Genomic DNA, 19610 nt, shown 5'->3' with positions numbered 1-19610 from the left:
GAGATCGCGGGCACTCAGCCGCCCCACTATCGCTCTCAAATAAAACTGCGGTAGGTGCGAACATGTACGAACATGTTACCAAAAGCCCGTAGTTCAGCCTGTAGCCGGTGTCTCTAAACCGGTACCTCTAATATGTAGAGTTGTATTTCCGCCGGACGGCGTCCACCGTTAGTCGCACAGCAAAAAGGGGCCGGTTTCGTTCCGAAGGGCCGCGCTTGCCAGCGTCTTCTTTCTTCCTCAAGCCGGTTTTGCGTTCACGACTGCAATCCCACAGCTCCCGCCTCCGGCGACACCATCGCCGACGATGGCAACCCGAGGGTTCTTCAACCACCGGCTCGAAGAACTGGCCGTCGATATTCTGGCCGGCACCAACTCAGCGGGGCCTTCATCACGGTGGGCGTGCTCGTCAACGGCGCCAGCCATACGAACATTTCCAACTGCGGTAGCATCCATCAAGCGGTCGAGCTCGGCAGCGGCGATGCGATCGTCAAATATAATCCTGGCTCCATTAATGGCAGCGTCGACCAGGGAAGCGGCGACGATCTCTCCCGCATGGAAGGCGGTCGCGCGCCGATGATTCACGGCCGTGCTGGTCGGCAGTAGGGAAACCGCCGGACGCCGTTCCGGCGTCGGCCGCAAACGAAAGACCGCGGAAAAAGCAAAGCAACACCGTGGCAGCCAAGGCCGGCTGAATTTATTTGGTCGGAGCCTCGGTGCTCAACAGCGTACGGACTAGCGCGGCCTGGCTTCGCACGCCGGTCTTGTCGAAGATTCGCTGTAACTGGGTACGCAGCGTGTTGACGCTGACCTGGAGCACATCGGAGGCCGCTGCGAGTTCCAGGCCATCGATGATCAGACGCGCAAGTCGGGTCTGTGCTGGTGAGAGGCTGAAGACCTCCCGCGCACAAGCGATCCGGCGTTCGATCGTCTCAGCGTCGTCGAAGGAGATCAGCACCCTGCCATCCTCGAGCAGGACCCAGCAGTAGAGCGACACTCCCGCAGCATCCTCGCCGAGCTTCACGGCCCAGGCCTGTTTCGGCACGACGTTCAATGGGCGCTGGCTCTGCAACTCGCAGAAAGCCGAGCGCACTGCGTCACGCAACCCAACGTCGCGTTCACGCCGCCGGGCGCGCAGCCTTCCGGCGGCGGCGGCCAGGCCCGGATGGCCGAGTATGCGCTCCCGCGCAAGCCGGTTCGTCCAGAGAATCCGCACGTCTGCGTCAACTTCTATCAGCGGACAGCTCGCCTCCTCGACCGTGCACTCCATCACCACTGCACAGCCGATCTTCCAGACGCCGTCAATCCGGTGAAGAATCCGAAGCTGGCGCTTGCGATCCTCGCCAGTGTCGCTGCCGATCTGGTCGAAAGTCACCCAAGCCATGTCCCGGTCGATGACGACGTTGACCTTTTCCCAGCGGACGCGGCCCGCAAAGGTATGTTTCTCCGGAAATCTCTCCACGATTTTCTTAATCCGTGCAGCGATCGCATCCCAGCCTTCGTCCACCCGCACGCCGAGCGAAACCCAAGCTTCCATGCGTCGGGTGTGGGGCGATTGCACCCAATGGTCCGCCCATGCTTCGAAGTCCCGCTGCAACCAGGCATCGGTCTCGGCGCGGATCACTCCCAGGATCGCCGCCGGGTCAGCCTCGCTGTCTTCCATCTCGCGGCCTCCTATGGCAACGGATCGCAATATAGCATGGCTGGCTCACCAGGGCATGGTAGCGCCTCTTGTCCGGATAAGCCGACCAGAAGCAGGATCATGCCGGCGGTTACGGCGATCGGCGCGAGCAGCCGGACGCTCGGACGTAACAGGTTGGACTTATCGCCGTAGTATTGGTCCTCGGCAGCGGCGCTCATCCGTTGGGGATGGCGACGGCAGCCCATATGCGCGGCGACGAGAATGTGAAAGTCCATTTGCTGCCTCCCGGTTCGGGCTACATCTGGCGCATCCTCGCACGTATTCGGGCCGTGCTCTGTCATGCAAGCGGATGACATCGGGATCGGCTCATGGCTAGTCGCTGGCAAAGAGCCGAGACGGCATGTGGACGATCTGGCGAATAGATCGCCTGGGAAGATTGCTGTGGTGAGATGTTTCGTAAGCATCGAGATCGATAATTCTGGTAGTTGCGTCCACAGATGAACGACCGAACGCTGAATCGCACGACCACGGTCAGCGCAGAGTTGCCGTTAAAGATACTCCCGAAGCATCGCCAAGGCGTTCCCCATCTGGCGACTGCAATCCCCAGAAATGAAGGGACACGCCGACAATCGGCCCCTGCTGGCTGCGGGCCTCAACCGTCTTCGCCCCGAGGGCGTCGATCGGCGGCGTTACCGATCGACGCCGCGGATGGGCCCCGTCAGCAGTAGGATCGCATGCAAATGAATGGCGTTTATGAGAAGGCCCCCGACATCGTTTGCTCGGAACTGTGCAATAGAAAGTGGATTTCAGCAGGCAGGAACCTCTATTGCTGGTTGACAGCCTGTCGCAACTGCCTCAGCAGATCCGAGATCTGCTGGTCTTGTGGTCTCAGTTCGGTCATGCGCTCTGCGAACTTCAACGCGTCCGGCAACCGCTGAAGCTTGAGACTGTATTGGAGCGCGAGGCCCGTCAAATCGGGATCCGAGCCGGCGGCCGCCCAGGCATCGAGCCTGTTCAGCGCGTCTCCCGTCCTTCCGACGGAGTCGAGGGCAACCGCAAGCGTCATCTTGTAGCGGGAGTTCTGAGGATCGAGCCGGATTGCATCCTCCAGTTCCAAAATGGCGTTATCAATCGCCTTCTTGCGAACCAGGGACAGAGCATGCCCGTAACGCAGATCGGCGCGATTGGGCGCGACCGAGATTGCTTCGGCATAGGTTTGCTCGGATCTGTCGGTCTGGCCGGTGGCACGATAGAACTCCGCAAGATTAACCCGTGATCCTTCCAATGTCGGGTCCAGCGAGATTGCTCGCTGAAAGGCGGCCTCCGCCTCTGCCATCCGCTGCTGGCCGAACAGGAAGAAGCCATAGTTGCTCTGCGTTTCCGCAACGTCTGCGTTCGTATCGACGTAGGCACGAAGGTCGTTGACTGCGGCTTCGAAGTTGCCTCGCTGGTTGCCGAAGAGGTCGGGAGGTGTGCTTCCGAGGGCCGTTGCCGCTGCTACGCGCACGGCGCGCGTTTCATCGCTGAGCAGGCGGCCGATCGCCTCCAGCCGGCGCTCCGGCGGAAGGTTGACTGCGGCTTCCGCTGCTCCAAGCCTGACGAGTGGATCTGCGTCCACGGATGCGGATCGAACGTCAGCGGTGACGTCCGCTCCGTCAATTCGGCTCATTCTGGCAACGGCGCTGCCCCTGACGATCCCGGCCTCGTCCTGATCGTTGACGAGCTTGCGGAGTGCGTCCAAAGCAGCCTGCTCGCCATTCTCGGCGCCCGCGAACGCATGGGCGATCGTCGGACGCTTGCGCCATTCCGCTCCGTACCATTTGTCCATGGTTTCCGCTGCCCACGCGTTGCTCTTGCCCGCGTGACAGGTCATGCATGCATTTGGCGTTCCGAAGGTCGCCGACAGATCCGGTCGAGGAATGACGAACGAGTGATCGCGTCTCGGATCGACTTTCATATACGTGCGCTGCGGCATGTGACAGTTGGCGCATTGCGCGCCGGCCGAGCCGACTGGATGGTGGGTATGGCTCGGATCGTCGAACAGTCCGGTCGGATCCTGCTTCGCAAAGCGCTCGGGCTTGATTTCCGAGTGGCATTGCGTGCAGAGCGCGTTGCCCGCAGCCTTGAGGCCGGCCTCATGCGGACGATGGCAATCGAGACAGGTCACGCCCGCCCTTGCCATTTTGCTTTGCTGAAACGAGCCGTACTCGAAGACCTCGTCGAGTATCTGCCCATCGGGAAAATAGAGATCTTCTCGCAGCATTGCCGGGGAGAAGTAATCGAGGAAAGGCTTCCCGGCCACGTGGCCGCTTAGGAGCCTGGTCCGTCTTGCATGGCAGGCAAAACAAGCGCTTGCGTCGGCTTTCGGCAATCCGAACTCTGGATTGCTGATGGAGGAGGTCTTGCCGGACGCCGCCCAGGCGACGTGCTTCGCGCCAGGACCGTGACAGGATTGACAACCGATGCTCGTGGCGACGTAGGTCGACTTGTATTCGTTCGTCGCCGGTTGAAAGCCCGCTTGTGGATCGGTCGAGTGACAGTCGATGCAGGTGCGGTTCCAGCGGTAGAACGGACCCGTCCAGTGATAGGTCGAGCCTGGTTTGGCTGGGGTGTTGTTGCCGAGCCAGAACCACTGCTGTCTGGTTGTGTCCCAGGCGACGTCAAGCGCCTGCAGCCGGCCGCCTCCCGTGTCGACCAAGTATTGTTGAAGGGGCTCATAGCCGAATGTATATTTCACCTCGAACTCGGCTTCCTTGCCGTCCGGTCCGTCCGTTCTGACGAGGAATAGTCCGTCGCGGCGGGAGAACGTCGTGACAGTGCCGTCATGTTCAAACCGGGAATTGTTGAAATCTGCCCGAACGGCGTTTTCGTCGGCTAGCGCCATGGCCCTTGCATGGTCGGATTTCGCGAAAGCGGCCGCCTGATCGCGATGGCAGGACGCGCAGGTCTTCTCGTCGACGAAGCCCTCATGAATAGATATCCGAGGATCCGGGACAGGCATCGCGACATCATCGGTCGCAAGGCTCCCCCCGGTGGACGCGAGCAACACCAACAACAGGAGGATTATCCTTCCAACCGCCGCTGACCGAACAGATGCTGCCACTCAATCGCTCCATCATACCAGTTTAGGAAACGTCACGCCGCCGCGGCGGCGTGACGGGAATGGGGTCAGTAGCAAGGCGGGTAGGGATAGTAGCCGCATTGCGGGCCGTTGGTATAGTAGGGATAGTAGGGACGCGCCGCTGCCGCTCCGATGGCCGCACCGGCGACCACGCCAGCGGCGACCGGGACGCCGCGATACCAAGCCCCGTGATAGACGGGCGCATGCCAGTAGCTGCCTCCCGCACGGTTGATATTGGTGTCGCCGATCTGCACGTCATTGCCCCTGAAGCTGCCTCCGCCAAAAGCTCCCTCATGAAAACCGCCGCCAGCAAAACTGCCGCCGCCAGGCGGCATACCTGTCCCGGTAAACGCGGTTGGAGTCCAATGTCACCGCAGAGCCGCGCAAGGCCTTAATCTTTGAAGATCTGCTTCCAGTCGGCCTTCATGTCGACAACGGTCCAACCTATGATCGCTGCCGCGTCGAGCGCCTTGTCGAGGCGGCCGAATGCAGTGTCACGGTCGTAGGCATATTCGCGCTCCGCATCGGTGTGGTGGACGAGGACGCCGAGACGCGCGGGCGCACCGCCCATCGTCGTCCATTGCAGCATTTCAAGGTCACCGTCGGAATTGCCGAAGGCCGCAATCGGCCGGCGGCCGATATGCTCGTTGATCCCAACCGGCTTGCCTGCCTTGTCGTCGATGAAGTTGACTTGCGGCAGGCGATACAAGGTCGGCGTGTCGTCACGCATCCTGAACTCAGTCTTGATCGACGACCCGACAACCTGCTCTGGCGGGACGCCGTAGACCTGCTCCGTCCATGGCCGCATGAACTCAACACCGCCGCCCGAGACGATGAAGGTCTTGAAGCCGTTGGCGCGCAGATAGGCGAGCAGCTCGACCATCGGCTGATAAACGAGTTCGGTGTAGGGGCGCTTGAACTTCGGGTCACGCGCAGTGGCAAGCCAATCGGTAACGATCTTCTGGAAGTCGTCGCTAGTCAGTCCGGAATGGGTCGCCATGATGAGTTCCAGGAGACCCTTTTCGCCGGATGCGGCCAGCGTCTTCATGTCGCCTTCGAGCACGGCCTTGAACGGCTGCGTGTCCTTCCATTCCGGGTGTTCCGGAGCAAGCGCCTTCACGCGGTCGAGCGCGAAGGCGAGTTGCGTGTACATCGGATGCTCGGTCCAAAGCGTGCCGTCATTGTCAAACACGGCGATGCGCTCCAGTTCCGGGACAAACTCCGGCGAACCCTCCTTTGTCACCTTCTCGACGAAGGCGACGATCGCCGCCTTCGGAGCGGTGTCGTTCCAGGAGGGAAGAGGATCGGTCTGGGCGAAAGCCAGCGGTGCGACGAGCAGAGCCGCGGCGGCAGCCAATATGACGCGACGGGTCAGTTCAGGGAGATCATACTTCGCAAGCATGTGACACTCCGTATTGTTATGTTGGCGACCGATCGCAAATTGCGATCGGCGGCCAGATTGACACTAGCTTCACTGCCCCGCGCGCAGCTTAACTGCGGCCTCGATTTGCGCCTTCACAGCGTCGAGGTTGAAGCTTGCGCCCTTCTGCAGCGGCGGATACTCGATTGCCGTTTGGGCGAGGGCGGCTACCTGCTGTTGGACGAACACGAAGCGCCAGAACTCGTAGACAAACCAGCCCATGAAATTTCCCTGCGCGCCATCCAAAGTCCCGTTTTCCGGATCGCCTAAGCGCTCGAACGGGTCCAGGCGCAGGTTTGTCAGGGTGGGCGCGTTGAGCTGGTTCTTGACGCCGATCCAACCGTGGGGTTGGTCAATGAAGCGATACTTGTAGTCGCCTATGCGCACCGCTCCGAGAGTGCTTTCGCCAAAATAGAATACCTCCTGCCGGGCCGAGGGTCCCTTGCCGGTGACCAAGTCCAGCTGATTGTAACTATCGAGATGGTTCTTGTAGGTTTTGTCGCCGACGGTTTTGCCCTTCAGCAGTTCCTCCTTGATGTTCGGATTGCCGGCAGCGGCAACAAAAGTGGGGAACCAGTCGAGGCCGGAGACGATGCCATTTTCGACCTTGCCCGCAGGCACTTTGCCGGGCCAGCGTATCATCGCGGGGGCACGGAAGCCGCCTTCATAGACGGTGCCTTTTTGCCCCTTGAACGGGGTGTTGCCGCCGTCCGGCCAGGTGAAGGTCTCGGTGCCGTTGTCCGTCGTGAACACGACGATCGTGTTGTCGTCCACGCCCATGTCCGTCAACTTCTGCATGGTTGCGCCCACTATGTCGTCGAGCTGGGCCATGCCTGCTTCCTGAAGCGACCATCCGTTCTCTGAATTGCGCAAAGCCTCATATTTGGGGGACAGATGGGTTACGATATGCATACGTGTGGGATTGAGCCACAGAAAGAACGGCTTGTTGTCCGCCTTCACTTTGTCGAGCCATTTGAACGCGATATCGCGTATTTCTTCATCCACCGTCTCCATCCGATCCGGATAAAGAGTACCGGCATCTTCGATCCTCTGCTTTCCGACCTTGCCCCAGCGCGGGTCTACCGTTGCATCGTCGGTTTCGGTCGCAAAGCTGTGAACCATGTTGCGGGGGCCGACCTTGTCCAACAATTCTTGCGGGTAGCCGGGGTGCGACGGGTCCTCCATGGCGTCGAGGTGATAGAGATAACCGAAGAACTCGTCGAAGCCGTGGACCGTGGGCAAGTACTCGTTGCGGTCGCCGAGATGGTTCTTGCCGAACTGCCCCGTGGCGTAGCCCAAGTCCTTGAGCGCCGTCGCGATGGTCATTGCTTCCGCCGGCATGCCGACAGTGGCGCCGGCTTGGCCAACGGTGGTCAGGCCGGTGCGAATTGGAAGTTGGCCCATAACGAAGGCCGCGCGACCAGCCGTGCAGCTCGCCTCGGCGTAGTAGTCGGTAAACAGCATGCCCTCATTGGCGATCTTGTCGAGATTCGGCGTGCGCCCGGCCATCATGCCGCGGTGATAGGCGCCGATGTTCCAGATGCCGACGTCATCTGCCATAATGACGACGATGTTGGGTTTTTCCTGTGCCGCCGCGGGGTCGATCGCCGCAATCGCGGCAAATGCGGAACCCAAAAGACCGAGCCAGACGTTTTTAAATCGATGCATTGTTCAATTCCTCCCAACTGCCCGAGGCGGGGCCGGTGGCCTGCGACCTCGTTGAAAACTGCCCAACTGACACGTGCCCAATTTCGCACTGAGGCGGTCAGAGTCCGGCGGCCCAGGCGTGATCCTAGGCCGCCGTGTAACGTTAGTTGCCGTTCGGCAGTGCGATATTGAAGCCTTCCTTCGCAAGCTGCTCCCGCACCCACTGGAAGCGCTCATAGTTCGAAAGCGTAATCGGACCTGTGTAGCCCATGCTTTGCAGCTTGCGCGGAGGGTATTGCACGTAGGTGGCCATGATCTTCTTCAATTCCTCGCCCATGACCACGCCCATCCAAGTCCGCTCCGTAAAGTTGTTCATGAAGATGTCGTAGCGTTCCTGCGGGTCCTGCCACAGGTCGAATACCTGGGGCACTGTGGCTACATATTTCTCCGCGCCCTTCCAACCGAGGTTCGAATCGACGGCCAGCCCGCCCGTTGAGGCTCCGTCATCGCCGCGGATATTGAACGCGAACTTGTAATTGTTGACGCGTATCGCGCCGGGCGAGAGCTCGTTTTCCGTAAAGTAGAACCATGATTTGCGGTCCGACTTTCCGTTGCCGAGCAGGATCGGCGACATGTCGTAGCTGTCGAAGATGATGGGCTTGTCTTCGCGGTCCTTGTCGGGCAGCGGCACCCCGCCGACGGCGGCGAAGGTCGCCATCAGATCAAGACCGCCGACGATGTCGTGGTTCTTGACGTCAGGCTTGATCTTTCCGGGCCACACGGCGATCGCGGGAACGCGGTTGCCGCCTTCGCGCAGCGTGCCCTTGGTGCCGCGGAAGGGGGTGTATCCGGCGTCCGGATAGACGTCCTGCCAGGCGCCGTTGTCGGTTGTGTAGAAAACCAGCGTGTTCTTGTCCATGCCGGTTTCACGCAGCTTGTCCAAGATCCGGCCGATGTGAGTGTCGAGTTCTACGATCGAGTCTGCATACTTCGACTTCGACAGGGACTTGTGCTGGAACTCGGGGGCCGGAAGGTTCGGCTGGTGTACCTTCATGAAGTTGACGTTGATGAAGAACGGTTGATCCGGCTTCTTTGCGGCGGCATCCAGGAACTCGATCGCCGCCTTCTCAACATAGCCATCGAAGTATGGGATGCCGACGACACCTTCCTTGCCGTCGATCACCGGCGTGTCGACGTATTGGCCGTTGATCTTGAAGTCTTCCTTAACCTCGCCGCCAGCCTTGCCGGACAGCGAGCCTTTGGTAACCTTCTGGAACATCGCTCTGAGTGCCGGATCCATGTCCGGGAACCAGGTCGGGTCGGCATAAGTGTAGGCGTTGAGATGATAGAGGCCGACATATTTCATTTCGTCATAGCCCTGCGCGATCGGCAGCGCGTAGTCTGCCTCGCCAAGGTGCCACTTGCCCGTGAAATAGGTCTGGTAGCCGCCTCGCTTCAACACCGACGCCAACGTCCATTCGGCTGCAGGCAGTCCGCCGCCCTGGCCCTGGAAGGCGACCGTCGTCATGCCGCTGCGGTTTGGAATACGGCCGGTCTGCATCGCGGCGCGGCCGGGCGTGCAACTCGGCTGGGCATAGAAGGAAAAGAAGGTCATCCCTTCGTCTGCCAGCTTGTCGATGTTCGGCGTCGGCATGCCGCGACCCTCGCCGCCGCCATATGGGCCGAGATCGCCGTAGCCTGTGTCGTCGGAGACGATGAACAGGATGTTGGGTTTTGCGGGCGCGTCCTGGGCTTGCACGGATGAGGCTGCGCACCAGGCAATGGTGGAGGAAGCCAATGCTCCCACGCAGCGGATAAGGATTCTGCTGTTCATATCAAATCCTCGATTGGACGTTCACCTAAGTGATGGCAGCAGATACCGGGCGTCGCCGCGCGGTTGCATGCATCAGGCGAAACGGGCTTTACACTGCGATAAACCGACGGAGCACTACCCAGTCGGCCGACGCGCATCTTAGTGGATGAAGGTGGTGGCCGATATTGCCCTTTAGGGAATCTGGTATGCGACGTCCCAATCAACGGTAGTATTTTGTGAGATGACATTACACTGCTAAGGTGTTAACGTCGTGCGGCTTTGGGGGAAGCCGGATGAGGTGGGGCAAGCGGTCAGGTCGATTGCAGTGTGCTGGCCTCTTGCTGGCGGCCGCCTCATTGATTGTTTCAAACTGCCACGCGGCAAATTCCGGCACATCGTTCCCTATCATCGACCGGGTCCCGCGCATCCTCATCCTCTATCCCTACGACGAGAGGCTCGTGGCGACGACGGTTGCCGGAGAAGCGTTGCGTAGCCATTTGCTGGAAGCGACAGATGGCAAGGTTGATTTGTTTTCAGAGTTCCTGGATTTGTCGAGATTTCCGGAAGGCGACCATGTCGCACGCATGGGGCAATACCTCGCCGAGAAGTATGCCGCTCGTCGCCCCGATGTGGTCGTCGCGCTTGGCAGGGAGTCTGCCAGTTTCATATCGGCCAACCGGAGCGCGATCGCACCGACCGCAAAAATAGTCGCAGCCGGTTTCGGCAACTCCTCTGCCGAGAAGATCAATCTCCCGCATGACGTCATCGGCGCCTTCACGACATTCGACATCCTGAAGACCGCTGAAATGGCCCGCAACCTGCAACCCAATGCCCGACACCTCTACATCATCGGCGGATCGTCCGACTTCGATCGGGGATGGTTGGCGACGGCCCGTGCCGATCTCGGCGAATTCTCGCAATCATACAAGACGACATATTTGGAAGATCTGACGATCGAGGAGTTCATCGAACGTGCATCACATGTGCCTTACGACAGCATCATCCTTGCCTTGACGGTTTTTAAAGATCGGGCAGGAAGGAACTTCATCCCGCGCGAAGCGGTGAGGCAGATTGCAGCAACCGCCAGCGCGCCCGTCTACGGCCCCTATCAGACATACATCGACCACGGCGTCGTCGGCGGCAATACCGTCATGTTCGAGACGTTGGGGCGCACCGTCGGAAACCTCGTCATCGATGCGATCGCCGGCAAGCCGGTGGCGGACGTCAACGCGTCGCAGACATTCATCGTCGATGCCCGGCAACTTCGGCGCTGGGGGCTGCCGGAGAAGGATCTGCCGCCGGGTACCGTCCAGATGTACAAGCAGAAAGGCTTTTGGGAGGAACATTGGCTGGCGGCGACAGGGGTCCTTGCCGTCGTTTTTATGCAGGCAGGCGTTATAGCAACCCTTCTACTCGAGCGACGCAGACGCCGTGACGCGGAGCGCCGGTGTCGCCTTCACCTACTCGAGGTTGTTCATCTCAACCAGTCCGCAACGGCTGGCGCTTTGTCGTCGTCTATCGCCCACGAACTGAACCAGCCCCTGTCGGCCATCCGAAACAATGCCGAAGCCGCCTTCGAGCTGCTGCGAAGCGAAACCCCCAATCTGGAATTGATCCGGCAGATTCTTCAAGACATCCAGGAAGACGACCAGCGGGCAGGCGATATCATTGGCAGGATGAGGGGGTTGCTCAAGAAGAGAAGCGAGATCGACTGGCAAGAGTTCGACCTCAACGACGTCATGTCGAGCGCCATTCGCATCATTCACGGTGAGGCCGAACGCCGGGGCATTACGTTGAAAGCAGCTGAGCCTACAGCAGAGTTACGCGTACGTGCCGACAAGGTTCACGTGCAACAGGTCGTCCTCAATCTGGCAACCAACGCGATGGACGCCATGTTGGATGTCGGTTCTCCCAGGAGAACCCTGACGTTCGCGACAGGACTGGCCAACGAGAAGGCCGCGCTCTGTGTAACCGACACAGGCAACGGTATTCCAGAGGAGCGCCTTCCCAGAATCTTCGACCCATTCTATACGACCAAGCAAGCCGGGACCGGATTGGGTCTTTCCATAGCGCGCGCTATTGTCGAGACCTACGGAGGCACGATCTCGGCTTCCAACCGGTCCGAAGGCGGCGCAATCTTTCGCGTTGTCCTGCCCCTGGCTCGGCGGGAGGAGAACGTTTGATGAAGCCGGTCATCCATATTGTAGACGACGACGAGTCCTACCGAACGGCGACTGCGAGGCTGCTTTCCGCGTATGGCCTCAAAGTCGAGGCCTACGAATCCGGCGATCAGTTTCTCTCTTGCCTTTCAGACTGCGAGCCGGGCTGCGTTCTTCTTGACCTGCAGATGCCGGGCCAGAGCGGCTTGCAAGTACAGCGGCAACTGCGGGAGCGGGCACCTCTGTTGCCGATAGTCTTCCTCACAGGCGAAGGAGATATAAAGGCCAGCGTAGACGCGATGAAGGCGGGCGCACAGGACTTTCTGGAAAAACACACATCGACGGCGGTGCTGATAGAAACGATCGAGCGAGCGTTGGCCCAATATGAGAGGCAGCGCAGCGAGCACGAGCGGCGTCAGGAAGAGCGGGCGTTGGTGGCGAGCCTGAACGCGCGCGAAGCCCAAGTCTTTGAGTTGATCATCCGTGGCCGTCTCAATAAGCAGATCGCTCATGCCCTTGGCGTTTCGGAGCGTACGGTCAAGGTGCACCGCCATCGCGTGATGGAAAAGCTCGGCGTGCGGTCCGTTGCCGAAGTCGTGTCGATTGCAGCCAGTATCAGTCCTGTAGAACGAATCCCTTCTGGGCGGAACGTCCCGGCGAGCTCCCTTTAGGGCAATATCAATCGAACGCCAACACGCCTACTATTAGGGCTATCGTGTATCTCTCACATAGTCACGAGTGGGGGCTTGAGATGGGAAAGCTGCGCCGCACGGTCGCCGTTGTAGACGATGACGCAAGCATACGGCGGAGCGTCGGACGGCTCCTCAACGCCTATGGTTTTGCAGCCACAGAATATGCATCCGCTGAAGCCTTTCTCGCTCAATATGAAAGCATCGACGTTGCCTGCCTTGTGCTGGATATCGATTTGGACGGTGGCATGTCCGGCATGCAATTGCAGCGCAGGCTGAAAGAGGCGCGCTCGAACCTGCCGGTCATCTTTATCACAGCACTCGAAGAGCGACGCCTGCAGGCAGAGGCCGAGTGGGCAGGGTGCATCGCGTACTTGCGAAAGCCGTTTGCCGGATCCGATCTTATCGCGGCAATCAATAAGGCGCTCGGTGTGTAAGCATGGCAAATCTCCGGAATGCAAGCTGACGGACAAGAAACGGATGGTCACGACATCGATGATTAATCGCTTTTTTTCGTCCGAAGCACGCCGATGAGGGCCTTCCCGTCGGTGAAATAGGGATCGCCGCCTCCGTTGCGACCGGTCCTTGTCGCCCCGATGCCATCGATCTCATAGCTCGACAGAAGTTGGCTCGTCTTGAGGAGATCGCCGATAACCAGGTTCCGCTCGGCGTCGATATCCGGGCCGATGTGATGCGTAATCTGCCCGGTGTCGTGACTGAGACCGACGCCACGATCAAAGCTTGCCGAGCCAAACCATAAGGGACGGTTGTCCTCCCCGGTTTGCGTCGTCAGCCAGAAACGAACATGGTTGCGCTCGTCGGCGCTTTTGCCCACAGGCTTCTCGAAGGCCAGGTCCTGCTTTCTTCCCTCGAAAAACAACGGACTGACCGGTGCGTCGAGGTCGGGCCGGTCAAGCACGACGCTCAATCCAATATCGATCGATGTGCGCAAGGTGATTTTATCGGCAGGATCCCACCCGGCGGCCGCAAAGGCACGGACCACATCCTCCTTCGAACCGACGAGACCGACATTGATCGGATCGCCCGGTATGTCTTGCGCGGTGGTCGTGACCATGTCGCCGAGCTTCGCAACGCGGTCGGCATCGCGAAAAATCCAGATCTCGGGAACGACAAAATAAGCAAGCAGCCAATATATGCATAGCAGGACGATCGCGGCGCCCAGCGCCCTGCGAATTTTCGTGCGATGACGCATTGGATTTTGCCCCCAAGTCCCTGCGCAACGGTACGACGAAAATGGAAAGGGTGCATCCAGAAAGTGAGAGACTGCGTGGGATTGAAAATGCTCAAGGAGTATTTATGTTTGCCGACAAATATCAACCAGCGGCTGCGTCTGCGATGCCGTCCCGGGTTCGGGATTTCCGAAAATCTCACTTGATATCTGTATCACGGAGTAATATATATATTGTCAGTGAGAGTTTTTAAGGATTTGGAGTTCGATGACTGGGCCGATGAGTACGACGTGACAGACGCCATGCTGTGTGCGGCCGCCAAGGAGATCGAAGCTGGATTGGTCGATGCCAGATTGGGTGGCTTTCTTCTCAAGAAGCGAGTGGCAGCTCCGGGGCGCGGCAAGCGTGGAAGCTATCGGACTATCGTCGGCCATCGTTAAGCAGACAGGCTCATTTTCGTACACGGCTTCGCAAAGAACGAGGCTGAAAATATCACCAAGAAGGAGAAGGAAGCCCTTCGAAAGCTATGTGATGTCTACATGCTTGCAGACGACAAAAAGCTCGCGGAAATGATTGAAAAGAAACAGATACTGGAGATTCAGTGCGATGAGCAGGATCCTTAAGAACGTTCATAAGTCTGCTGCGCGACTGCACGAAGCCGGCTTTGTGGACGATGTGACGATGAGGGAGTTCGACGCTCTTTGCCTCCCTCCTCTTCGTGACTACACGCCCGAGGAGATCAAGAAGATCCGAAACGCAAACAAGGTCAGCCAGGCTGTGTTTGCCCAGTTCATCAACGTCAAGAAGATCACCGTTGCCGCGTGGGAACAGGGAACGAAGAAGCCCAGCAGCACGGCCATCAAGATACTTGATCTCGTCGAACGAAAAGGACTGGAAGTGCTGCGATAGCAGCTTGCTGCACGGAAGGATTTGCCCGCCTTGTGCGGGCATTTTCAATTTGGGAGATGGAATAATCTCAATCCAGCATGCGCCGGTGACACCTCAACTGGGCACAAGAGCCGGATTCGTGGCTGACTGGTCGGGGCACTCGAGAGGGGGCGGCGGCCCGTGCAGGCTTGGTGCACGAGACCGCCTGCCAGTTAGTTGCCAGCCTCATTCGCCGCTTTTTCGATGACGTCGGCAACCTTTTCCGGCTGCGAGGCGAAGACCGCATGGCTGGCCTTGATCTCGGTCGCCTCGCTGCCAGCGCGTTCCGCCATCTGACGCTCGAGGTCCGGATTGATGGCGCGGTCCTCGGTGGCGACCACCGACCAGCTTTTCTTCGTCTTCCAGGCGGGATCACCGGCTTTGGCCGAGAAGGCTTCCTTGGAGGCGAAGACCTGTGATCTCGCCAGGAACGCGGCTTCGTCTTTCGGAAGGTCGGCGGCAAAGTCGTTCGCGAAGGCGGCGGGATCGAGATAGAGATACTTTCCGTCCGTCGTCTCGCGGATGTTCATGCCGCCGGCCGGCTTGGAGCTTGCGAGGCTGAGCAGGCTTTCGCCCTTGTCCGGCTGGAACGCCGCGACATAGACGAGACCGGCGACATTCGGGTTATGGCCGGCTTCGGTGATCACCATGCCGCCATAGCTGTGGCCGACGAGCAGGGCCGGGCCGTCCTGTAGGTCGAGGACCCGTTTGGTCGCGGCGATATCGTCGGCGAGCGAGGTGATCGGCTCCTGGACAATGGTAACATGGAAGCCGCGCCGTTCGAGGATTTCGGTCGCCTTGCGCCAACTGGAGCCGTCGGCCAATGCGCCGCGGACGATGACGATGTTCTTCACGTCCGCGGCCTGGGCTACGAATGGGATCACGCTGGAGACGAATGCGATGGCGAGAGTGGAAAGATAGAGGTGATTCATGGGATTATTCCTGTTGTTTGAGGTTATGGATGAGGGATGGGATGGTCAGCCGAAGGTGAAAGCGTAGGCTTCGACCCCGGAATCGAGGAAACGGATCTCGAAGTTCCGCGCCTCCACGTCGCCGGACTGGCGGACGAGTTGGTAGAGTCTGGTCGCAGTCACTGTGCCGTCGCCGTTGGCATCGATATCGGCTCCGCGGTCGGCTCCCGGAGCCTTGCCGTCAATTGTCACCTTGAAGCGGACCGGCTTGCCGGACGGACCCGGACCGAGGACGAGATGGAGGTCGCGGGCGCTGAACCGGTAGGCGATGCGGCCGTCCGGCTGGTTGAGGGTCGCCTGTTCCGCACCGACCGTCCAACTGCCGGAGAGGCCCCATTCGTTGAGGCTCGGCTCGGCGACCGAGTAGTCGCGGGCGGCGTCGGCTTGCAGGTTTTCGGGGGAGGCAAAGTTGGTGGCGCGCTTGTAGCCGAGATAGGTCTCGCCGGAGCGGGCATTGCGAAGGTCGGGGCTTGCTTCTGCGCCCTTCGCGTTGGGGCTGACCGGTGCGCTGGCCGCCATCTCGCTTCCAGCTTCGCGCAGCAAATCCTGGATGGCCTGCTCGGTCTGGCGGTAGTTGCCTTCGCCGAAGTGGTGGTAGCGGATCTGGCCCTTGGCATCGATCAGGTAATGGGCCGGCCAGTAGCTGTTTTCGAAGGCACGCCAGATGCGGTAGTCGTTGTCTATCGCGACGGGATAGGCGATCTTGAAGTCGTCGACCGCCTTTCTGACGTTGTCGATCTTCTTCTCAAAAGCAAATTCCGGGGCATGCACGCCGATCACCACCAGGCCCTGCTCCTTATATTTCTCGGCCCAGGCACGGACAAATGGCGTGGTGCGGATGCAGTTGATGCAGGAGTAGGTCCAAAAATCGACAAGCACGATCTTGCCGCGCAATTGTTCTGTCGTAAGCGGCGGCGAGTTCAGCCATTCGACGGCGCCGTCCAGGGAAGGCGCTGGGCCCTCGACGGGCAGGTCGCTCCGGAACGGCCGCTTCGTATCGGCGGCTGCGATCGTCCGGTCATTGCTGGCGGCCTTGGATGGCGCATCGGCGGTGGACTTTGCATGCAGGCGGTCGAGCACGGCCTGTTCGAAGGAGGTGGTGCTGGCATAGGAAAGCTGAGCCAGCAGGCCGGTATCCAAGCCGAGCGCAATGGCGGCGACGCCGGCCAGCACGGCCGCGCCCAGAACCTGGCGGATCCGCTCGCCGACGCCGAGCGACCGTTTCATGCCGGCAAAGATCTTTCCGCCGGCAGTAAGGGCGATTGCAAGCGAGGTCGCCGCGCCAGCAGCATAGGCGAGCAGCAGGAACGTCGTCTCAAGATTGGCGCCTTGCAGCGCAGCGCCCGTGAGCACGATGCCGAGGATCGGCCCTGCACAAGGCGCCCAAAGCAGGCCGGTCGCAACACCGAGCACGAGCGAGCTTGCCGCAGTCCGTGCGGAACCCGACTTACCCGAGGCGTTCAGCAGCCTGTTGCCGAAGTCGACCACCGGCTGGGTGACGATGCTCGCCACATGCGGCGAAAGAAGGCTGACGCCAAAGATGGCAAGCACCACGATTGCGGCGAGGCGGCCGTATTCATTGGCGTGGATTGCCCAACTGCCGCCGACCGCGGCAAGTGTCGCAACAAGCGAGAAGGTGGCGGCCATGCCGATCAGCATCGGCACCGTGCTGCGGACGAAAGGTTGCCCAGCGCGGGCGAAGACGAATGGAAGGACAGGGAGGATGCACGGGCTGAGAATGGTCAGCGCTCCCCCGAGATAGGCAATGATAAGAAGCGTCATCATCGTTTCCTTTGAAACCGAAATGTCGGGCTCTGGACGGCGATGCGGCTCGACCAGCAACGGGGCTAATCTGGCGGGTGCGACGTATCCAGGATGTGTCCGGTTTAAGGGGAATTGTACCGAAGTGTAGAAATCGGCCCGGTGCTACAGTGCGACACAAATTGCCGGCGGAGCTTGCCGTCCTGGTGTGCCGGCTGCAGGTGAATTGTATCGGAATGTATCCGGAGGGCTTGATGCTACATCCGCATGCAATAGGACGCGATGCGCGAAACATCGGGGATACATGCCGGCCGTTTTCTGCCGCCATCAAACTCAAATCGGAGAAAGCCAATGTCCAGTGAGATCAATCACCATCGCCGTCGTTTCTTTGGCATGGCCGCCCTGACGGTGGCAGCGGTCGAATTTGGCCTCAGCAGGACCGCTGGCGCTCAGTCGCGCCAGGTTCCCGTGGCGGCACTGCCTGCCGTCAAGGCCGGCACGCATATCTCTTTCGAGACATTGAAGCAGGTCAGGACCGGAATGCTTGATATCGGCTATGCCGAGGCTGGCCCGGCAGATGGCCCTGTCGCCCTGCTGCTGCATGGCTGGCCTTATGACATCTTTAGTTTCGTGGATGTTGCGCCACTACTGGCATCGGCCGGCTATCGCGTACTTATGCCATACCTGCGCGGTTACGGAAGCACACAGTTCCTCTCCAAGGATACGCCGCGCAACGGCCAGCAGGCTGCAATCGCCGCCGACATGATCGCCTTCATGGATGCGCTCAAGATCGAACGCGCCGTCATCGCCGGCTACGACTGGGGCGCCCGCACGGCAAATATCATGGCGGCCCTCTGGCCGGAACGCTGCAAGGCAATGGTCTCCGTCAGCGGTTATCTGATCGGCAGCCAGGAAGCGAACAAAAAGCCGTTGTCCCCGCAGGCCGAACTTTCCTGGTGGTATCAGTTCTATTTCGCCACTGAACGCGGCCGCGCCGGCTACGAGGCCAACAGGCATGACTTTGCAAAACTGATCTGGAAGCTCGCCTCGCCGCAGTGGCGTTTCGACGACGCGACGTTCGACCGCTCGGCTCAGGCCTTCGAAAATCCGGACCATGTTGCGATCACGATCCACAATTATCGCTGGAGGTTGGGACTTGCCGAGGGTGAGGCCAAATATGACGAACTGGAAAAGAAGCTCGCCGCCTTTCCGGTCATCACCGTGCCGACGATCACCCTGGAAAGCGATGCCAATGGAGCGCCGCATCCCGAACCGGCCGCTTACGCGAAGAAGTTCTCCGGCAAGTATGAACATCGTACCATTACCGGCGGCATCGGTCACAACCTGCCGCAGGAGGCGCCGCAGGCTTTCGCGCAGGCCATCCTGGATGTCGATCGCTTCTGAAGCCCGCTTGGCTGCCGTCAGAGCATTTCCACACTTCGCGGCAGCCCGATCAGTGTTTAAGAAAAGCAGTGGGCTACGATCTCGCCCGGAGCTGATAAAGGATTTGAGGGTCCGAAGATGGAGCATGTCGACCATATCCTGATCGTCGATGACGACCGCGAGATCCGTGAACTGGTGTCGAGCTATCTTAAGAAGAACGGCCTTCGCGCGACGGCCGCCGCGGACGGTCGCCAGATGCGCAGTTTCCTCGATGCCAATGCGGTCGACTTGATTGTGCTGGACGTGATGATGCCGGGCGATGACGGGCTCGTATTGTGCAGGGAGTTGCGGGTCGGCAAGCACAAGGCGACGCCGATCCTGATGCTGACGGCCCGCAGCGACGAAATGGACCGGATCATCGGGCTTGAAATGGGCGCCGACGACTATTTGCCTAAGCCGTTTGCCGCACGCGAACTTCTGGCCCGCATCAAGGCGGTGCTGCGGCGCACCCGCATGCTGCCGCCGAACCTGCAGATCAGCGAGGCAGGCCAATTATTGGCGTTCGGCGAATGGCGGCTCGACACGGTCGGCCGGCATCTCCTTGACAGGGAGGGAACGGAGATTGCGCTGAGCGGCGCCGAATACCGGCTGCTGCGCGTCTTTATCGACCACCCGCAGCGCGTCCTCAGCCGGGACCAACTCCTGAACCTCACCCAGGGCCGTGATGCCGACCTGTTTGACCGCTCGATCGACCTCCTGGTGAGCCGCTTGCGCCAGCGGCTCGGCGACGCCGCGCGTGAGCCGGTCTATATTAAGACGGTGCGCAGCGAAGGGTATGTCTTTGCGGTTCCGATCGAGATCGCGGAGCCCAAGCTATGAAGGCGGACGGC

16 protein-coding genes and 2 pseudogenes are annotated in these 19610 nt (G+C 60.0%); 8 read left to right on the top strand and 10 right to left on the bottom strand.

Annotation, left to right across the window (positions count from 1 at the left end):
* Window positions 1-393 precede the first annotated feature (393 nt).
* Window positions 394-603, top strand: a complete 210-nt coding sequence (locus N2599_RS28935) for a hypothetical protein (RefSeq protein ID WP_027513010.1) — start codon at window positions 394-396, stop codon at window positions 601-603.
* 91 nt (window positions 604-694) lie between these two features.
* Here N2599_RS28935 and N2599_RS28930 read toward each other — a convergent pair whose 3' ends face one another.
* From N2599_RS28930 to N2599_RS28900, 7 genes and pseudogenes are all read right to left on the bottom strand, one after another.
* The gene (locus N2599_RS28930; RefSeq protein ID WP_051336795.1) at window positions 695-1660 is read right to left on the bottom strand and encodes a helix-turn-helix domain-containing protein; all 966 of its coding nucleotides are present in this window, start codon (window positions 1658-1660) and stop codon (window positions 695-697) included.
* A gap of 11 nt (window positions 1661-1671) precedes the next feature.
* Window positions 1672-1914: a hypothetical protein gene (locus N2599_RS28925; RefSeq protein ID WP_037143540.1), complete on the bottom strand. Its 243-nt coding sequence runs from the start codon at window positions 1912-1914 to the stop codon at window positions 1672-1674.
* Between the two features lie 548 nt (window positions 1915-2462).
* A complete protein-coding gene (locus tag N2599_RS28920) occupies window positions 2463-4742 on the bottom strand; it encodes a tetratricopeptide repeat protein (RefSeq protein ID WP_037143543.1) in 2280 nt (759 codons plus the stop codon).
* A 65-nt stretch (window positions 4743-4807) separates the two neighbouring features.
* Window positions 4808-5086 (bottom strand): annotated as a pseudogene (locus N2599_RS28915) (hypothetical protein); the annotation flags it as partial.
* 65 nt (window positions 5087-5151) lie between these two features.
* Complete coding sequence (locus N2599_RS28910; RefSeq protein ID WP_027513013.1) at window positions 5152-6162, bottom strand: HAD family hydrolase; 1011 nt, start codon at window positions 6160-6162, stop codon at window positions 5152-5154.
* 69 nt (window positions 6163-6231) lie between these two features.
* Window positions 6232-7848: an arylsulfatase gene (locus tag N2599_RS28905; RefSeq protein WP_027513014.1), complete on the bottom strand. Its 1617-nt coding sequence runs from the start codon at window positions 7846-7848 to the stop codon at window positions 6232-6234.
* Window positions 7849-7990: 142 nt separating this feature from the next.
* Window positions 7991-9661: an arylsulfatase gene (locus N2599_RS28900; protein WP_027513015.1), complete on the bottom strand. Its 1671-nt coding sequence runs from the start codon at window positions 9659-9661 to the stop codon at window positions 7991-7993.
* A 272-nt stretch (window positions 9662-9933) separates the two neighbouring features.
* Here N2599_RS28900 and N2599_RS28895 point away from each other — a divergent pair, with 272 nt between their 5' ends.
* From N2599_RS28895 to N2599_RS28885, 3 genes are all read left to right on the top strand, one after another.
* Window positions 9934-11823, top strand: coding sequence for a sensor histidine kinase (locus N2599_RS28895; protein ID WP_027513016.1), 1890 nt, complete (start codon window positions 9934-9936; stop codon window positions 11821-11823).
* A complete protein-coding gene (locus tag N2599_RS28890; protein WP_027513017.1) occupies window positions 11823-12470 on the top strand; it encodes a response regulator transcription factor in 648 nt (215 codons plus the stop codon). Before N2599_RS28895 ends, N2599_RS28890 begins: the two co-directional genes overlap by 1 nt.
* 80 nt (window positions 12471-12550) lie before the next feature.
* Window positions 12551-12925, top strand: a complete 375-nt coding sequence (locus tag N2599_RS28885) for a response regulator (RefSeq protein WP_027513018.1) — start codon at window positions 12551-12553, stop codon at window positions 12923-12925.
* 62 nt (window positions 12926-12987) lie between these two features.
* Here N2599_RS28885 and N2599_RS28880 read toward each other — a convergent pair whose 3' ends face one another.
* A complete protein-coding gene (locus N2599_RS28880) occupies window positions 12988-13701 on the bottom strand; it encodes an LssY C-terminal domain-containing protein (RefSeq protein ID WP_051336796.1) in 714 nt (237 codons plus the stop codon).
* A gap of 216 nt (window positions 13702-13917) precedes the next feature.
* Between N2599_RS28880 and N2599_RS28875 the strand changes: the two are divergent.
* Window positions 13918-14301, top strand: a pseudogene (locus tag N2599_RS28875) (type II toxin-antitoxin system RelE/ParE family toxin).
* The gene (locus N2599_RS28870; RefSeq protein ID WP_027513020.1) at window positions 14285-14587 is read left to right on the top strand and encodes a helix-turn-helix domain-containing protein; all 303 of its coding nucleotides are present in this window, start codon (window positions 14285-14287) and stop codon (window positions 14585-14587) included. The pseudogene N2599_RS28875 and the gene N2599_RS28870 overlap by 17 nt, the downstream one beginning before the upstream one ends.
* Before the next feature lie 191 nt (window positions 14588-14778).
* Here N2599_RS28870 and N2599_RS28865 read toward each other — a convergent pair whose 3' ends face one another.
* Window positions 14779-15537, bottom strand: a complete 759-nt coding sequence (locus N2599_RS28865) for an alpha/beta fold hydrolase (RefSeq protein ID WP_027513021.1) — start codon at window positions 15535-15537, stop codon at window positions 14779-14781.
* A 45-nt stretch (window positions 15538-15582) separates the two neighbouring features.
* Window positions 15583-17358 carry a cytochrome c biogenesis protein DipZ gene (locus N2599_RS28860; RefSeq protein ID WP_037143567.1) on the bottom strand — a complete coding sequence of 592 codons (1776 nt, stop codon included), beginning with the start codon at window positions 17356-17358 and terminating at the stop codon, window positions 15583-15585.
* Between the two features lie 330 nt (window positions 17359-17688).
* Between N2599_RS28860 and N2599_RS28855 the strand changes: the two genes are divergently transcribed.
* The gene (locus tag N2599_RS28855; RefSeq protein ID WP_027513023.1) at window positions 17689-18741 is read left to right on the top strand and encodes an alpha/beta fold hydrolase; all 1053 of its coding nucleotides are present in this window, start codon (window positions 17689-17691) and stop codon (window positions 18739-18741) included.
* 117 nt (window positions 18742-18858) lie between these two features.
* Window positions 18859-19599, top strand: a complete 741-nt coding sequence (locus tag N2599_RS28850; RefSeq protein ID WP_027513024.1) for a response regulator — start codon at window positions 18859-18861, stop codon at window positions 19597-19599.
* The last annotated feature ends 11 nt before the right edge of the window (window positions 19600-19610 follow it).

Origin of the sequence: Rhizobium sullae (assembly GCF_025200715.1) — a bacterium.
GTDB lineage: Bacteria > Pseudomonadota > Alphaproteobacteria > Rhizobiales > Rhizobiaceae > Rhizobium > Rhizobium sullae.
Note: the sequence above shows the minus strand (reverse complement) of the source record. Positions and strands in the feature narration are given on the sequence as shown.

Excerpts from the sequence above, each read along its gene's own strand:
- N2599_RS28895 (WP_027513016.1), top strand. The coding sequence starts at position 9,934 with ATGAGGTGGGGCAAGCGGTCAGGTCGATTGCAGTGTGCTGGCCTCTTG.
- N2599_RS28885 (WP_027513018.1), top strand. The coding sequence starts at position 12,551 with ATGGGAAAGCTGCGCCGCACGGTCGCCGTTGTAGACGATGACGCAAGC.
- N2599_RS28925 (WP_037143540.1), bottom strand. The coding sequence starts at position 1,914 with ATGGACTTTCACATTCTCGTCGCCGCGCATATGGGCTGCCGTCGCCAT.
- N2599_RS28860 (WP_037143567.1), bottom strand. The coding sequence starts at position 17,358 with ATGACGCTTCTTATCATTGCCTATCTCGGGGGAGCGCTGACCATTCTC.
- N2599_RS28850 (WP_027513024.1), top strand. The coding sequence starts at position 18,859 with ATGGAGCATGTCGACCATATCCTGATCGTCGATGACGACCGCGAGATC.
- N2599_RS28930 (WP_051336795.1), bottom strand. The coding sequence starts at position 1,660 with ATGGAAGACAGCGAGGCTGACCCGGCGGCGATCCTGGGAGTGATCCGC.
- N2599_RS28910 (WP_027513013.1), bottom strand. The coding sequence starts at position 6,162 with ATGCTTGCGAAGTATGATCTCCCTGAACTGACCCGTCGCGTCATATTG.
- N2599_RS28900 (WP_027513015.1), bottom strand. The coding sequence starts at position 9,661 with ATGAACAGCAGAATCCTTATCCGCTGCGTGGGAGCATTGGCTTCCTCC.
- N2599_RS28905 (WP_027513014.1), bottom strand. The coding sequence starts at position 7,848 with ATGCATCGATTTAAAAACGTCTGGCTCGGTCTTTTGGGTTCCGCATTT.
- N2599_RS28890 (WP_027513017.1), top strand. The coding sequence starts at position 11,823 with ATGAAGCCGGTCATCCATATTGTAGACGACGACGAGTCCTACCGAACG.
- N2599_RS28855 (WP_027513023.1), top strand. The coding sequence starts at position 17,689 with ATGTCCAGTGAGATCAATCACCATCGCCGTCGTTTCTTTGGCATGGCC.
- N2599_RS28880 (WP_051336796.1), bottom strand. The coding sequence starts at position 13,701 with ATGCGTCATCGCACGAAAATTCGCAGGGCGCTGGGCGCCGCGATCGTC.
- N2599_RS28870 (WP_027513020.1), top strand. The coding sequence starts at position 14,285 with ATGAGCAGGATCCTTAAGAACGTTCATAAGTCTGCTGCGCGACTGCAC.
- N2599_RS28865 (WP_027513021.1), bottom strand. The coding sequence starts at position 15,537 with ATGAATCACCTCTATCTTTCCACTCTCGCCATCGCATTCGTCTCCAGC.